13 protein-coding genes are annotated in these 14687 nt (G+C 72.7%); 6 read left to right on the top strand and 7 right to left on the bottom strand.

The window, feature by feature from the left end; genetic code table 11:
- Positions 1-261 precede the first annotated feature (261 nt).
- A complete protein-coding gene (nadA, locus tag AC0B9F_RS01515) occupies positions 262-1446 on the top strand; it encodes a quinolinate synthase NadA (protein ID WP_471998181.1) in 1185 nt (394 codons plus the stop codon).
- A 78-nt stretch (positions 1447-1524) separates the two neighbouring features.
- Here nadA and AC0B9F_RS01520 read toward each other — a convergent pair whose 3' ends face one another.
- The 5 genes from AC0B9F_RS01520 to AC0B9F_RS01540 form a co-directional block, all read right to left on the bottom strand.
- The gene (locus AC0B9F_RS01520) at positions 1525-4638 is read right to left on the bottom strand and encodes an efflux RND transporter permease subunit (protein ID WP_471998182.1); all 3114 of its coding nucleotides are present in this window, start codon (positions 4636-4638) and stop codon (positions 1525-1527) included.
- 203 nt (positions 4639-4841) lie between these two features.
- Positions 4842-5531 (bottom strand): response regulator, encoded by a 690-nt coding sequence (locus AC0B9F_RS01525; RefSeq protein WP_471998183.1) that lies wholly within the window; start codon positions 5529-5531, stop codon positions 4842-4844.
- 299 nt (positions 5532-5830) lie between these two features.
- Positions 5831-7051, bottom strand: a complete 1221-nt coding sequence (locus tag AC0B9F_RS01530; protein ID WP_471998184.1) for a sensor histidine kinase — start codon at positions 7049-7051, stop codon at positions 5831-5833.
- A gap of 61 nt (positions 7052-7112) precedes the next feature.
- Entirely contained in the window at positions 7113-7391 is a 279-nt protein-coding gene (gene pspAA / locus AC0B9F_RS01535; protein ID WP_471998976.1) for a PspA-associated protein PspAA, read from the bottom strand.
- A gap of 36 nt (positions 7392-7427) precedes the next feature.
- A complete protein-coding gene (locus AC0B9F_RS01540) occupies positions 7428-8213 on the bottom strand; it encodes a PspA/IM30 family protein (protein ID WP_471998185.1) in 786 nt (261 codons plus the stop codon).
- Positions 8214-8469: 256 nt separating this feature from the next.
- On the opposite strand from AC0B9F_RS01540, the gene AC0B9F_RS01545 reads away from it, so the two are divergent.
- From AC0B9F_RS01545 to AC0B9F_RS01555, 3 genes are all read left to right on the top strand, one after another.
- Positions 8470-9099 (top strand): DUF3043 domain-containing protein, encoded by a 630-nt coding sequence (locus AC0B9F_RS01545; protein ID WP_471998186.1) that lies wholly within the window; start codon positions 8470-8472, stop codon positions 9097-9099.
- An 80-nt stretch (positions 9100-9179) separates the two neighbouring features.
- Entirely contained in the window at positions 9180-9884 is a 705-nt protein-coding gene (locus AC0B9F_RS01550; protein WP_471998977.1) for a class I SAM-dependent methyltransferase, read from the top strand.
- 117 nt (positions 9885-10001) lie between these two features.
- Complete coding sequence (locus tag AC0B9F_RS01555; protein WP_471998187.1) at positions 10002-11081, top strand: S1C family serine protease; 1080 nt, start codon at positions 10002-10004, stop codon at positions 11079-11081.
- A 48-nt stretch (positions 11082-11129) separates the two neighbouring features.
- Here AC0B9F_RS01555 and AC0B9F_RS01560 read toward each other — a convergent pair whose 3' ends face one another.
- The gene (locus tag AC0B9F_RS01560) at positions 11130-11345 is read right to left on the bottom strand and encodes a hypothetical protein (protein ID WP_471998188.1); all 216 of its coding nucleotides are present in this window, start codon (positions 11343-11345) and stop codon (positions 11130-11132) included.
- 234 nt (positions 11346-11579) lie between these two features.
- Between AC0B9F_RS01560 and AC0B9F_RS01565 the strand changes: the two genes are divergently transcribed.
- Complete coding sequence (locus tag AC0B9F_RS01565; RefSeq protein WP_471998189.1) at positions 11580-12788, top strand: bifunctional adenosylcobinamide kinase/adenosylcobinamide-phosphate guanylyltransferase; 1209 nt, start codon at positions 11580-11582, stop codon at positions 12786-12788.
- Between the two features lie 7 nt (positions 12789-12795).
- Here the strand turns inward: AC0B9F_RS01565 and AC0B9F_RS01570 are convergent, their stop codons facing one another.
- Positions 12796-13389 (bottom strand): class I SAM-dependent methyltransferase, encoded by a 594-nt coding sequence (locus AC0B9F_RS01570; protein ID WP_471998190.1) that lies wholly within the window; start codon positions 13387-13389, stop codon positions 12796-12798.
- 132 nt (positions 13390-13521) lie between these two features.
- Between AC0B9F_RS01570 and cobT the strand changes: the two genes are divergently transcribed.
- Entirely contained in the window at positions 13522-14670 is a 1149-nt protein-coding gene (gene cobT, locus AC0B9F_RS01575) for a nicotinate-nucleotide--dimethylbenzimidazole phosphoribosyltransferase (RefSeq protein WP_471998191.1), read from the top strand.
- Positions 14671-14687 lie beyond the last annotated feature (17 nt).

The raw sequence follows: 14687 nt of genomic DNA on the forward strand, positions 1-14687 counted from the left end.
CTCCCGGGTTGTACGGAGACTGCTTGCCGACGTATGCAACCGGCAGGGCCGCGGATTCATTCCGGGTGGACCCGGTGCTTTCGTCCTCGGCTCTTTTTCATGCTCGCACACGCGCCGGTGGACGCACAGCGGCCCGGCGCGGGAGAGGCCGCTCGGGCAAGGGGATTCACGTCACATCGACACGATGGCCATCGTCAAACTGACATGAAGCCGTTATGATATATAGCGTCAGTTCGACGAAAAGTAGAAAGGGTGCGTGTCGTGACCACCGCCCAGACCCCGGAGCTCGACGTGCAGCCGACTCCCCTCGCCCTGCTGCTGCTCGGCCGCGAGGCCGACCCGAAGAGCGAGCGGGGCGTCGAGTGCCCCGGCGACCTGCCGTCGCCCTCCGACCCCGACCTGGTCGAACGGGCCCGTGCCGCCAAGGCCCGGCTCGGCGACAAGGTCTTCGTGCTCGGTCACCACTACCAGCGTGACGAGGTGATCCAGTTCGCGGATGTCACGGGCGACTCCTTCAAGCTGGCCCGCGACGCCGCCGCCCGTCCCGAGGCCGAGTACATCGTCTTCTGCGGTGTGCACTTCATGGCGGAGTCCGCGGACATCCTGACGTCCGACGACCAGAAGGTGGTCCTGCCCGACCTCGCCGCCGGCTGCTCGATGGCCGACATGGCGACGGCCGAGCAGGTGGCCGAGTGCTGGGACGTCCTGTCCGAGGCCGGGATCGCCGAACAGGTGGTGCCCGTCTCGTACATGAACTCCTCCGCCGACATCAAGGCCTTCACCGGCAGGCACGGCGGCACGATCTGCACCTCGTCGAACGCGCAGCGGGCCCTGGAGTGGGCCTTCCAGCAGGGCGAAAAGGTGCTCTTCCTGCCCGACCAGCACCTGGGCCGCAACACCGCGGTGCGGGACATGGGCATGTCGCTGGACGACTGCGTGCTCTACAACCCGCACAAGCCGAACGGCGGGCTGACCGCCGACGAGCTGCGCGCGGCGAAGATGATCCTGTGGCGGGGCCACTGCTCGGTGCACGGCCGGTTCAGCCTGGACTCGGTCAACGACGTGCGCGAGCGCATCCCCGGCGTGAACGTGCTCGTCCACCCCGAGTGCCGGCACGAGGTCGTCGCCGCCGCGGACTACGTCGGCTCGACCGAGTACATCATCAAGGCGCTGGAGGCGGCCCCGGCCGGCTCCAAGTGGGCCATCGGTACGGAGCTGAACCTGGTCCGCCGCCTGGCGAACCGTTTCGCTCCCGAGGGCAAGGAGATCGTCTTCCTCGACAAGACGGTCTGCTTCTGCTCCACGATGAACCGCATCGACCTGCCCCACCTCGTGTGGGCCCTGGAGTCCCTCGCCGACGGCAAGCTCGTCAACCGCATCGAGGTCGACCCGGAGACCGAGGCGTTCGCGAAGCTGGCGCTGGAGCGGATGCTGGCGCTGCCGTAACCTCCGGCGGCATCACGGCGCGCGAAAGGGGCCGCACCGAGTCGGTGCGGCCCCTTCGTCATGCGCTCGGACCGGTCGTCACACCCGGGCCGGCTGCGGTTCCTCCGAGGCCTCCGGCTTCGCCTTCCCCTCGCGCCTGGCCGCGCGCTTCCTCGCCCGGCGCTCCTTGCGGAGCTCCAGCATCGCGTAGAGCGTCGGGACCAGGAGCAGGGTCAGCAGGGTGGAGGTGATCAGGCCGCCGATGACGACCACGGCGAGCGGCTGGGCGATGAAGCCGCCCTCGCCGGTGACGCCGAGCGCCATCGGGAGCAGGGCGAAGATCGTCGCCAGCGCCGTCATCAGGATCGGGCGCAGACGGTGGCGGCCGCCCTCGACCACGGCCTCCACCACGCCGTAACCCTGAGCGCGGTACTGGTTGATCAGGTCGATCAGCACGATCGCGTTCGTCACCACGATGCCGATCAGCATCAGCATGCCGATCATCGCGGGGACGCCCATCGGGGTGCCGGTGGCGACCAGCAGGCCGAGCGCGCCCGTCGCCGCGAACGGGATGGACACCAGCAGGATCAGCGGCTGGGCCAGCGAACGGAAGGTCGCCACGAGGAGCATGAAGACGATCGCGATCGCCGCGAGCATGGCCAGGCCGAGGTTCTTGAACGCGTCGCCCTGGTCCTGCGTCACACCGCCGATCTCGGCGCTCGCGCCCGCCGGGAGCTTCAGCGCCTTGATCTTCGACTGGAGGTCCGCGCTGACCGCGCCGGTGTTGTCGGCGGTCGGCTTGGCGGTGATGGTCGCCGCGCGCTGCCCGTCGATCCGCGTCATGGAGACGGGCCCGTCCACCAGCTTCACCTCGGCGATGTCACCGAGCCTCACCGGGCCGAGGCGCAGGTTGCGCAGTTCGTCGAGGGTCTTCGCGGGCTTGGCGGACGTGATGACGACGTCGCGCTCGGTGTCGTCCAGGATCGCCTTGGCCGCTGGGGTGCCGCGCACGGCCTGCCCGACCGCGGCGCCCAGCGTCTGGTCGTCGAAGCCGGCCGCGGCCGCCTTGGCGTTCGCCTTCACCGAGATGCGCGGCACGCTCTGCGAGAGGTCGCTGGTGACGTCGGTGACGTCGTCCAGCGAGGCCACCGCCTTGCGGACCTGCTCCGCGGCGCTGCGCAGCGCACCGGCGTCGGCGGCCTTCACGACCACGCTGAGGTCCTGGCTGCCGAAGCCGTCACCGGCGGAGACGGTGGTCGAGCCGATGCCGTCGAGCTTCTTCAGGCCGGCCTCGACGCGGTTCTGCACGTCGTCGTACTTCGCGGAGTCCTCCAGCATGACCTGGTAGGAGGCCTGGTTGCTGTCGGTGCCGCCGCCGAAGGCCGCCATGAAGCCGGAGGAGCCGATGGTGACCTGGTAGTCCTTCACTCCCGCGGTGGAGGCGAGCAGGTGCTCGACCTTCTTCGCCTGCGCGTCGGTCGCGGCCAGGCTGGTGCCCGGCTGCAGCTTCTGCTTGAGGGTCAGGACCTTCTGGTCGCCGGAGTCGAAGAAGTTCGTCTTCAGCAGCGGCGCCATGGCGAAGGTGGCGACGAGGACGACGACGGCGATGGCCACGCTGGTGAGCCGGCGGCGGGTGGCGAAGCGCAGGACGGGGACGTAGAAGCGCTGGAGGCGGCTGTTCGCCTCCTTCTCCTCGGCCCTGCGGCGGGCCTCCTCGGCGTCCGCCGGGGTGCCCTTCGGGGCGCGCAGGAACCAGAACGACAGGACCGGTACGACCGTCAGCGAGACGACCAGCGAGGCCAGCAGGGCCGCCGTCACCGTGATGCTGAACGAGCCGAACAGGGCGCCCACCATGCCGCCGACCAGACCGATCGGCAGGAACACGGCGACCGTGGTGAGCGTGGAGGAGGTGACCGCGCCCGCGACCTCGCGCACCGCGTCCAGGATCGCGGACCGGCGCTCCTCGCCGTAGCCGAGGTGGCGCTTGATGTTCTCCAGGACCACGATCGAGTCGTCGACGACCCGGCCGATGGCGATGGTCAGCGCGCCCAGGGTGAGCATGTTCAGGGACAGGTCGCGCGTCCACAGCACGATCAGGGCCAGGACGACCGAGAGCGGGATGCTGACGGCCGTGACCAGGGTGGAGCGGATCGACGCCAGGAAGAGCAGGATGACGAGGACCGCGAAGAGCAGGCCGAGCGCGCCCTCGGTGGTCAGGCCGGAGATGGACTTGGACACGGCCGGGCCCTGGTCGCTGACGACGGTGATCGTCGCGTCCTTGCCGAGGTCCTTGCGCAGGGCGGGAAGCTTGTCGCCGACGGCGTCGGAGATCGCCACCGCGCTGCCGTCGTGGTCCATGGTGACCATCACGGCGAGGCTGGGCTTGCCGTCGGTGCGGGTGATGGAGTCCGCCGGGGCCTGCTGCTGCCTCACCGTCGCCACGTCGCCGAGGCGGGCCGGCTTGTGGCCGTCCCGGGCGGGGATGGTGAGGTTCTGGATCTGCTCCAGGGAGGTGAAGCCGCCGCCGACCTGGACGGTGCGGTTGTGGCCGCCCTCGTCGAAGGCGCCGGCCGGCACGGTGACGCCGCCCGCCTGGAGGGCCTGGGCGAGGGACTGCGCGGTCAGACCCGCCGCGGCCAGCTTCGCGTCGTCCGGGGTGACGGCGACCTGGAGGTCGCGCACGCCGCTGACGGTGACCTGGCCGACGCCGTCGATGTCCTTCAGCGCCGGTACGACCGTCTTGTCGAGCTGGTCGGCGAGCGCCTGCTGGTCCTTGCCGGAGGTGACGGCGAGGACGACGGTCGGCATGTCGTCGGTGGAACCGGCGACGACCTGCGGGTCGACGGCGTCCGGGAGCTGGACGCGGGCGCGGTTCACGGCCTGCTGGACGTCGGCGACGATCCGCTTGGTGTCGTTGCCGTAGTCGAAGGACGCCATGATCACGGCGTTGCCCTCGCCGGCCTTGGAGGTGACGCCGGTGATGCCGTCGACGGCGTCGAGGCGGTCCTCGATCGGCTCGACGACCTGCTTCTCGACGACGTCCGGGGAGGCGCCCTGGTAGGGGGCGATGATCGAGACCATCGGCAGTTCGATGGTGGGCAGGAGCTGTTGCTTCAGCTGCGGGATGGCGATCGCGCCGAACGCGAGCGCGATGAGGGATATCAGGCCTATCAGGGCACGTTGTGCCAGGCTGAATCGGGACAGCCACGACATGGCTTCGGGGTCTTCCTTCTGTGAACGGCAGACTGTGACGGCGGAAGCGCGGCGAGTGGGGCCGGGTGACGATGGAGGCAGGGCGGGGTGCGGCAGGGATGCGGCCCTTTCACCCTGTGCCATGCGGGGGTGCCGTTCCGTAGGCCGTAGGTCCCGTTTGCTTATCGCGGGCATACTCCGGGCGCAGTACGACCGGGTTGAGGTCACTCCACCCTTGGACGGACCAGGCCGGACTCGTAGGCGATCACCACGAGCTGGGCCCGGTCGCGGGCGCCGAGCTTGGCCATGGCGCGGTTGACGTGCGTCTTCACGGTGAGCGGGCTGACCTCGAGGCGCTCGGCGATCTCGTCGTTGGAGTGCCCGCCGGCGACCTGCACCAGCACCTCGCGCTCGCGGACGGTGAGGGCGGCGAGGCGGTCGGCGCGCAGGGGGTCGCGGTCGTCGTCGTCCGGGTCGCCCTGGGCGAGGAAGCGGGCGATGAGGCCCTTGGTGGCGGAGGGCGAGAGCAGGGCCTCACCGGCGGCGGCGACGCGGATCGCGTTGAGGAGTTCGTCGGGTTCGGAGCCCTTGCCGAGGAAGCCGGAGGCGCCGGCGCGCAGGGACTGCACGACGTAGTCGTCGACCTCGAAGGTCGTCAGGATCACGACGCGGACGCCGGCCAGGTCGGGGTCGGCGCTGATCATGCGGGTGGCGGCGAGGCCGTCGGTGCCGGGCATCCGGATGTCCATGAGGACGACGTCGGCGCGGTGCTCCTTGGCGAGGGTGACGGCTTGCGCGCCGTCGGAGGCCTCGCCCACGACCTCCATGTCGGGCTCGGAGTCGACGAGCACGCGGAAGGCGCTGCGGAGCAGGGCCTGGTCGTCGGCGAGGAGGACGCGGATGGGGGTGGTCATGGGGGCAGGATTTCATGGGGGTTGGGGTCCGGTGCGGGGTGCCTGCGGCGCTGGGTCGCGGGTCGTCTGCGGGTGCGTGGTGGCTGGTCGCGCAGTTCCCCGCGCCCCTTTTGTGCCTGCGGCGGCCCGTTGCGGTTGCGTCGTGGCGTGCGTAGCGCCTGCCGTTCGTTGTGGGTCGGGGCCCTGGTGGGGGGTGTGCGTCAGTGGCGGCAAGCGGGGACACCTAGGGGCGCGGGGAACTGCGCGACCAGCCACGACGTGCCCGCACAGGCCGCCGCAGGCGAAGTGGGCGCCGGGGGTCATGCCCCCGGTCCCGGAGGGCTCAGCGGCAGCGTCGCGTGGATGCGGAAGCCGCCTCCGTAGCGGGGGGCCGTGGTGAGGGTGCCGCCGAGGGCCGTGGTGCGTTCGCGCATGCCGAGGAGGCCGTGGCCGCCGCCGGAGGCCGGCGTGGGGGCGTCCTTGCCCGCGCCGTCGTCGAGGACCGTGATCTCGATGCGGGGGCCCACCCGGACCACGCTGACCTCGGCCTTCGCGCCGGGGCCCGCGTGTTTGTGGACGTTGGTCAGGGCTTCCTGGATGATCCGGTAGGCGGCCAGACCGACGGCGGCGGGCAGGGTCGTGTCCTGGTCCGCGCGGACCACGGCCACATGCAGGCCCGCGTTGCGGAACGTGCCGGCGAGTTCGTCGAGGCGGTCGAGGCCGGGGGCCGGCTCGGTGGGCGCCTCCGGGTCGCCGGACTGTCGGAGCAGGCCCACCGTGGCGCGCAGTTCGTTCAGCGCGCTGCGGCTGGCCTCGCGGACGTGGGACAGGGCTTCCTTGGCCTGGTCGGGGCGTTTGTCCATGACGTGCGCCGCCACGCCCGCTTGCACGTTGACCAGGGCGATGTGGTGGGCGACCACGTCGTGCAGGTCGCGGGCGATGCGCAGGCGTTCCTCGGCGACGCGCCGGCGGGCTTCCTCCTCGCGGGTGCGTTCCGCGCGTTCGGCGCGCTCGCGGATCGCGTCGACGAAGGCGCGCCGGCTGCGGACGGCGTCGCCCGCGGCCGCGGCCATGCCGGTCCAGGCGAAGATGCCGAGGTTCTCCTGGGCGTACCAGGGCAGCGGGCCGGCGAGCATCGCCGCGCCGGTGAGGCCGGTCATCGTCAGCAGGCCGACCCGCCAGGTCGTGGGGCGGTCCGTGGTGGAGGCGACCGTGTAGAGGGCCACCACCGCGGACATCGCGACGGGAGCGCGCGGGTCGCCGGTGACGCATTCGACGACCGAGACGGTGCCCGTGACGAGCAGGACTCTCATCGGGGCCCGCCGGCGGGCCACCAGCGCCGCAGCCCCGAGGGCCATCAGCAGGAGGCTGAGCGGGTCGGGGCTTCGTACGCCCCAGGTCACGCCGTTGGCGCCGTGCGGGTCGACGAAGGATCCGGCGACCATGCAGAGCAGCACCCCGGCGGCCAGTCCCGCGTCGAGCGCCGCGGGGTGTGCCCTGAGCCGGCATCGGGCGCGGTCGAAGGTGCGGGGGGTGCTCACGCCTGAGTACGGTACGGCGTCCCGGGGCCGGGTGGCAGCGGGACGCCGTGGCCGGGGATGCTCAGCCGGGGATCAGGCCGTCGTCGCTGAGCAGCTCGCGGACCTCCTCCAGCGTGGCCTCGGCCGCGGGCAGGATCAGGTCCGACGGCTCCAGGGAGTCGTCGGGCAGCGGCGTGCCGAGCTCGCGCACCTTGGTCAGCAGGGCCGTCAGGGTGCGGCGGAAGCCGGGGCCGTCGCCCTTGTCCATCTCGGCCAGGAGCTCGTCGTCCAGCTTGTTGAGTTCGGTGAGGTGGCTGTCCGCCAGGCTCACCTGCCCCTCCCCCATGATCCGTACGATCATGTCGGCCATGTCGCCCTCCGGGCTCTCGGCGCTCGCCTACTGCTTGTCGAAGCGCGGGGTGTCCTGCGGCTGCTGCTGGGGCTGCGCCTGGCCGTTGCCGCCCTCCAGGGCCTGCCGGTCCGCGGACGTGCCGCCGGCCAGCTCGGCCTTCATGCGCTGCAGTTCCAGCTCTACATCCGTACCACCGGAGAGCCGGTCCAGCTCGGCCTGCAGCTCGTCCTTGTGCATGCCGGAGGGGTCGTCCAGGGCGCCGGAGGCCAGCAGTTCGTCGAGCGCGCCGGCGCGGGCCTGCAGCTGCGCGGTCTTGTCCTCGGCACGCTGGATGGCCAGGCCGACGTCGCCCATCTCCTCGGAGATGCCGGAGAACGCCTCGCCGATCCGGGTCTGGGCCTGGGCGGCGGTGTAGGTGGCCTTGATGGTCTCCTTCTTGGTGCGGAAGGCGTCGACCTTGGCCTGCAGGCGCTGGGCCGCCAGGGTGAGCTTCTCCTCCTCGCCCTGGAGGGTCGCGTGCTGCGTCTCGAGGTCGGTCACCTGCTGCTGGAGGGCGGCCTTGCGGGACAGCGCCTCACGGGCGAGGTCCTCGCGGCCCAGGGCGAGCGCCTTGCGGCCCTGTTCCTCCAGCTTGGTGGACTGCTGCTGCAACTGGTTGAGCTGGAGTTCCAGGCGCTTGCGGGAGGTGGCCACGTCGGCGACGCCGCGGCGGACCTTCTGCAGCAGCTCCAGCTGCTTCTGATACGAGTAATCGAGGGTCTCGCGCGGGTCCTCGGCCCGGTCAAGGGCCTTGTTCGCCTTCGCGCGGAAGATCATCCCCATACGCTTCATGACACCGCTCATGGGCTTCGCGCGCCCCCTTCTGACGGACTCCGGCTCGAGCTCTGCGACAAGACCCACAGTACGGGCCCTGCCTCCATTGACGCACTGTTCGGGGACGGATGCGCTCATCCCCAAGGACGACTGCGGCGGACTCCGCTCCGGCGGAGGGAGGAGAGCGGACCCCGACCGCGGCGCCCACGGCGCCCCTTCTGTCCTTGTACAGACGAATGGTGTTGCGGGATCGTTCCCCACCGGGCTGGGGTCCATGCCGCTCGTGCCCTTACCCTTGGATTTTGTGTTCCGTAGCCGTGCCAAGGAAGAGAAGGCCCCCGGCGCCGACCAGGCGGCGGTAGACCTCTCCAAGCAGCCCCGCGACCCGCAGGCCCCGAAGGGCAGGCCCACTCCCAAGCGGAGTGAGGCCCGTTCCCAGCGCCGCAGCGTCGCCACCACGCCCACGAATCGCAAGGAGGCCGCCAAGCGGCAGCGCGACGAGCGCCGCGTCGCGATGGAACGCCAGCGCCAGGCGCTGGCCAGCGGGGACGAGCGCTATCTGCCGCCCCGGGACAAGGGCCCGGTGCGCCGCTTCGCCCGTGACTTCATCGACTCCCGGTTCAACATCGCGGAGTTCTTCCTCCCGATGGCCGTGGTCATCCTCGTGCTGAGCATGGTCCGGGTGGGTGCGCTGCAGAGCATCGCGCTGCTGCTGTGGCTGGTCGTGATCGTGCTGATCGTGCTCGACTCGGTCCTCTCGGCCTTCCGGCTGAAGAAGCGGCTGGCCGAGCGCTTCCCCGACACCAACAAGCGCGGCGCGGTGGCCTACGCGCTGATGCGCTCGCTGCAGATGCGCCGGCTCCGGCTGCCCAAGCCGCAGGTCAAGCGCGGAGAGCGGCCCTGAGCACGACACCGTTCACCGGGGGCGCGGCCGAGGCCTGGCTGAGCAAGCTGGGCGGGCTGCGGGACGTCGTACGCCAGGAGCTGGTCGCGCGGCAGCTGGACGAGCAGATAGCCGGGCGCTTTCCGGTCGGGCAGCGGCTGCGGGTGCTCGACGTGGGGATGGGCCAGGGCACGCAGGCGCTGCGGCTGGCCCGCGCCGGGCACAAGGTGACCGGTCTGGAGCAGGACCGCACGATGATCGCCACGGCCCGTCAGGCGCTCGCCGGTGAGCCGGAGGGCATCCGGGAGCGGATGCGGATCATCGAAGGCGACGGCCGGGACACCGGCGTGCACTTCCTGCCGGGCAGTTTCGACGTGGTGCTGTGCCACGGCGTACTGATGTACGTCGAGGAGCCCGATCCGCTGCTGGCGGGGCTGGCCCGGATGCTCGCCCCGGGCGGGCTGCTGTCGCTGCTGGTGCGCAACGGCGACGCGCTGGCGATGCGGCCCGGGCTGTCCGGGGACTGGGCCGGGGCGCTGGCCGCGTTCGACACCACCGCCTATCGCAACCGCCTCGGCATGGACGTACGCGCCGACCGGCTGGCGACCCTGACGGCCACGCTCGCCGGGATCGGCGCGCCGCTGCAGTGCTGGTACGGCGTGCGGGTGTTCACCGACACGGCGGCGGACGGCGCGGACGCGCCGGCCGATCTCGACGCGCTGCTGACCGTCGAGGAGAAGGCCGGCCGCACGGACCCCTACCGGGGCGTCGCGGCCCTGCTGCATCTGTGCGGGGTGCGCGGCTGACGGCTGCGCGCCGGGTGGGCGGGGAGCCGGTGGCACGGCGGGCGGGGCGGGGGCAGGTGTACCCGTTCGGGTGAGCAGCGCGGGCCGGTGGGACCGCGTGGGCGTGAGACTCGGGCCATGGACGTTTCCCGTGCCGCCGCTCGTCTCCGGTTCGCCGTCGCCTCGTGTGTGTGCGGCGCCGTGTTGTTGTCCGGGTGCTCCGGCGCCGGGTCGTCGGGCGAGAAGGAGAGCGCGACGACGCAGGCCGCGCAGCCCGCCGCCCCGGTCCGGGCGGGGACCGACCTCCAGTCCGACTACCTGCGGGTGATCAAGGAGGTGCTGCCGTCGGTCGTGCAGATCCAGGCGAGCAACGACCTCGGCTCGGGCGTGGTGTACGACGACAAGGGACACATCGTCACCAACGCGCACGTCGTCGGCGACGAGAAGACCTTCAAGGTCACGACGGCCAACAGCGGCGAGCCGCTCACCGCGACCCTGGTCTCCTCCTACCCCCAGCAGGACCTCGCCGTCGTCAAGCTGGACAAGGTGCCGGCCGGGCTGCGGGCGGCGACGTTCGGCGACTCGGCCAAGGTGGAGGTGGGGCAGATCGTGCTCGCCATGGGCTCGCCGCTCGGTCTGTCGTCCAGCGTGACGCAGGGCATCGTCTCGGCGACCGGACGGACCGTCACCGAGGGCAGCAGCGGCGGGGGTACGGGCGCGACCATCGCCAACATGGTGCAGACCTCGGCGGCCATCAACCCCGGCAACAGCGGCGGCGCGCTGGTCAACCTGGACGGGCAGGTCATCGGCATCCCGACGCTGGCGGCCACCGACCCGCAGCTGGGCGGGAGTTCGGCGCCCGGTATCGGCTTCGCGATCCCCGCGTCGATGGTGAAGACGATCGCGGGCCAGATCGTCAGCAAAGGCAAGGTGACCGACTCGGGCCGCGCGGCCCTCGGCATCACGGCCCGCACGTTCGTCGACGACAGTTTCCAGCCCGCCGGGGTCGTGGTGGTCGACGTCAAGAGCGGCGGCGCCGCCGACAAGGCGGGCCTGCGGGCCGGGGACGTGATCACCAAGGTGGGCGGCACCACCATCACCACCATCACCTCGCTCGCCGAGGCGCTGGCCGCGGACCGGCCGGGTCAGAAGACGACGGTGACGTACACCCGGGACGGTCGCGGGAAGACGGTGGACGTCACGCTCGGCGAGCAGTGACACGGCACCCGGGGGCGGTGCGGAGCCGCCCCCCGGGCACCGGCCTTCCTACTCCTCCTCGTCCGCGTGCAGGCTCATCGGGCCGTAGATCTCCTTGGCGTCCTCGAACAGCCGCACCTGGTCGGCGCCGCCCTCGGCCAGGGCCTTCCAGTTCTCCCCGATCCAGGACTCGGCGTCCCCCTGCGTGGTGAACTCCTCGGGCTGTACCGCGGGCTGGACCTCCGTCCCGTCGGCCTTCTCGAACCGCCACGTCCATGCCGCCATGTACGCCTCCCGGGTGTGAGTACCTGCTCCGGCGGACGCCGGATCTTGGTCCGGTGTCCGCCCGCAGCGTATTCGCTCCGCCGGGTGAGCCGCCAAGAGGCCGCAGGTGATCGGCCGAAATGCGGGTTGCAGGAAGGCTGGTCGCTCCCCCGAGTTCTCGCCTTTCGCCCGAACCGCGGCCCCCCGAGGGGTCTCCCTCACGCGAGCCGGGCGCAGACCGGGGAAAATCATGACGTGGACGTGACTCTGCTCGGCACCGGTGCCCCCGCGGGACTGCCCCGCCCCGACTGTCCCTGCGCGGTCTGCGCGACCTCGCTCGGCGGTGACGCGCGGGCGGCGACCGCCGTCCTGGTCGACGGGACCCTCCTGCTGGACCTCACCCCGGGGGCGGCGTTCGCGGCGGCCCGGGCCGGGCATTCGCTGGGCGGGGTACGGCAGGTGCTGCTGTCGCATCCGCACGACGGGCCGCCGGTGGAGGTGCCGGCCGGGCTGCCGCAGCCCGGCCGGGTGCCGGACGGGCGGGAGCTGGCGCTGCTGACGGGGCATCGGGTGCGGGCGCTGGCGATGGACACGCCGGGCACGGGATACGCGGTGACCGGTCCCGACGGGCTGCGGCTGCTGTATCTGCCGCCGGGCTGCGCGCCGGCCGGGCTGGAGGCGGCGTCCGGTGCGGCGGGGCCGTACGACCTGGTGCTGGCGGACGTCGTGGGGCGGCCGGACGCGCTGGCGCGGCTGCGGGCGGTGGGCGCGGTGGCGCCGACCACGGACGTCGTCGCGGTCCACCTCGACCACGGGGTGCCGCCGGGCGGCGAGCTGTCGCGGCGGCTCGCGGCGGCGGGCGCGCGGGCGGTGCCGGACGGGACGACGCTGGTGGCCGGGGCGTACGAGGAGGTGCCCGACGTGCCGCGGCGGACGCTGGTGCTGGGCGGGGCCCGGTCGGGCAAGTCGGTGGAGGCGGAGCGGCGGCTCGAGGCCTTCCCGGACGTGCTGTACGTGGCGACGGGCGGCACCCGGGACGGGGACGCGGAGTGGGCGGCGCGCGTGGACCTGCACCGGGAGCGGCGGCCGGCGTCGTGGCGGACGGTGGAGACGGCCGACCTGGTGCCGCTGCTGGCGGAGGAGGGGCCGCCGGCGCTGATCGACTGTCTGTCGCTGTGGCTGGCCCACGCGATGGACTCGGTCGGGGCGTGGGACGACGGGACGTGGGCCGCCGGCGGTGAGCGGGCCCTGCGCGAGCGGGTGACGGCGCTGGCCCGGGCGGTGCGGGGAGCGCGGCGGACGGTGGTGCTGGTGTCCAACGAGGTCGGCTCCGGCGTGGTGCCGGCCACGGCGTCGGGGCGGCGCTACCGGGACGAGCTGGGGCGGCTGAACGCGGCGGTGGCCGGTGAGTGCGAGCAGGTGGTGCTGGTCGTGGCCGGGCAGGCGCTGGTGCTGCGGGGGTGAGCCCGGGTCAGTTCTTGCGGGCGACGATGCGGTGCGTCGGTGACCAGGAGCGGGGTCTCCTCGTCAGCAGGGTGCAGCCCCGGTCCGTCAGCTCCGTGTGCACGTCGGCGGGTCTGAAGGGGCTGTTGCGGGTGTGGAGCCGGACGACGAGGAGGCCGCCGGGGCGCAGGGCGGTGAGCGCGGCGGTCAGTTCACGGCGCGGGTCCACGCTGTGTTCCAGGTGGTGGAGCAGGGTGACCACGTCGTAGCGGTCGGTCAGCCCGGTGTCGGTGAGCGGTCCGGCGTACGCCTCCTCGACGCGTTCCGCCGCGCGCGCCCACAGCACGCGCGGGCCGGGGTCGGCGCCGTCGAAGGAGGTGTACGGGAAGAACTCCCGTGCCGCGTCCGGGAAGGCGCCGTCGCCCGTGCCCACGTCGAGCCAGCTCTCGGGCTCCGCGACCAGGCGCGAGACGCGGCGGGCGAGCGCCCGCAGGCGGCGCCGGCCGGTCAGCAGCGCCGAGCCGCACCACGGGCACTGCGCGCGCGGCGCCGGTGGCAGGAGCGGGGTGGGCGGAAGGGTCGGCATGGGCGGAACGGCCGGCAGGGGCGGAACGGTCGACATCGGCGCCTCCCATACGACAATCCATGGCAAAACGGAACGTACGGGACCGCGTTCCGGGGTGCAACGACGCCGCGTCCGCGGGGTCACGGCGTGGCGCGGCCGGGCTCGACCGGTGCCGGTACTGTTCGGCGAATGAGCTCGCTTAATCTCGACGACTTCACCGATCTCATCGAGCGCCCCGACGGCGGGGTGCGCCGCGACGCGGAGGCCCGCCGCGAGCGGCAGATCATCCCGCCCGGCGCGCTGGGGCGCCTGGACGAGCTGGGCGAGTGGCTGGCCGCGGCGCAGGGCGTCGTGCCGGTGCGCCCCGTCGAACAGCCCCGTCTCGTGCTGTTCGCCGGCGACCACGGGATCGCCGAGCTGAACGTCTCGGCCCGCCCCGCCGGCACGGCCGCCGAGCTGGTGCGGGACGTGCTGGAGGGCGCCCGGCCGGTGTCGGTGCTGGCCCGGCGGCTCGGCGTCCCCGTGCGCGTGGTCGACATGGCGCTGGACTGCGCGCCGGAGGAGCTGCCCGCGGCCGTCGTACGGCACCGGGTGCGGCGCGGCAGCGGCCGCATCGACGTCGAGGACGCGCTCACCCTTCAGGAGGCGGAGGCCGCCTTCCGGGCCGGTGTGGCGGTGGCCGACGAGGAGGCCGACTCGGGGACGGACCTGATCGTGCTCGGTGACGTCAGCGTCGGCGGCACCACCGCGGCCGGGGTGCTGATCGCGGCCCTGTGCGGGACCGACGCGTCGGTGGTGACCGGGCGGGGCGGGCTGGCCATCGACGACCTGGCGTGGATGCGCAAGTGCGCGGCGATCCGGGACGCGCTGCGCCGGGCCCGGCCGGTCCTGGGCGACCAGTTGCAGCTACTGGCCACGGTGGGCGGCGCGGACCTGACCGCGATGACGGGCTTCCTGCTGCAGTGCGCGGTGCGCAAGGTGCCGGTGATCCTGGACGGCGTGGTGGGCGCGGCGTGCGCGCTGGTCGGGCAGCGGATCGCGTTCCGGGCGCCGGACTGGTGGCTGGCGGGGCACACCGGCGGGGAGCCGGGGCAGGCCAAGGCGCTGGACCGGATGGCGCTGGAGCCGCTGCTGGACCAGGGCCTGCGGGTCGGCGAGGGCGCCGGCGGTCTGCTCGCGCTGCCGCTGGTGCGGGCCGCGGCGGCCCTCGCGGCGGAGCTGCCGGAGAAGGCCCCCGAGGACCCCGAGGACCCCGAGGAGGACGCCACGGACGCCACAGTGGCCGCGGAGGACAAGCTCGGCGAGGGCGACCTGGTGGGCCACATCGACGAGGAGTAGCGACCACCCCGGGCGGA

This window comes from Streptomyces sp. NPDC097129 (genome assembly GCF_055668065.1).

Coding starts and splice junctions, on each gene's coding strand:
- AC0B9F_RS01570 (WP_471998190.1), bottom strand. CDS start 13,389: ATGTCGACCGTTCCGCCCCTGCCGGCCGTTCCGCCCATGCCGACCCTT.
- AC0B9F_RS01525 (WP_471998183.1), bottom strand. CDS start 5,531: ATGACCACCCCCATCCGCGTCCTCCTCGCCGACGACCAGGCCCTGCTC.
- pspAA (WP_471998976.1), bottom strand. CDS start 7,391: ATGATCGTACGGATCATGGGGGAGGGGCAGGTGAGCCTGGCGGACAGC.
- AC0B9F_RS01545 (WP_471998186.1), top strand. CDS start 8,470: ATGCCGCTCGTGCCCTTACCCTTGGATTTTGTGTTCCGTAGCCGTGCC.
- cobT (WP_471998191.1), top strand. CDS start 13,522: ATGAGCTCGCTTAATCTCGACGACTTCACCGATCTCATCGAGCGCCCC.
- AC0B9F_RS01540 (WP_471998185.1), bottom strand. CDS start 8,213: ATGAAGCGTATGGGGATGATCTTCCGCGCGAAGGCGAACAAGGCCCTT.
- AC0B9F_RS01555 (WP_471998187.1), top strand. CDS start 10,002: ATGGACGTTTCCCGTGCCGCCGCTCGTCTCCGGTTCGCCGTCGCCTCG.
- AC0B9F_RS01520 (WP_471998182.1), bottom strand. CDS start 4,638: ATGTCGTGGCTGTCCCGATTCAGCCTGGCACAACGTGCCCTGATAGGC.
- AC0B9F_RS01560 (WP_471998188.1), bottom strand. CDS start 11,345: ATGGCGGCATGGACGTGGCGGTTCGAGAAGGCCGACGGGACGGAGGTC.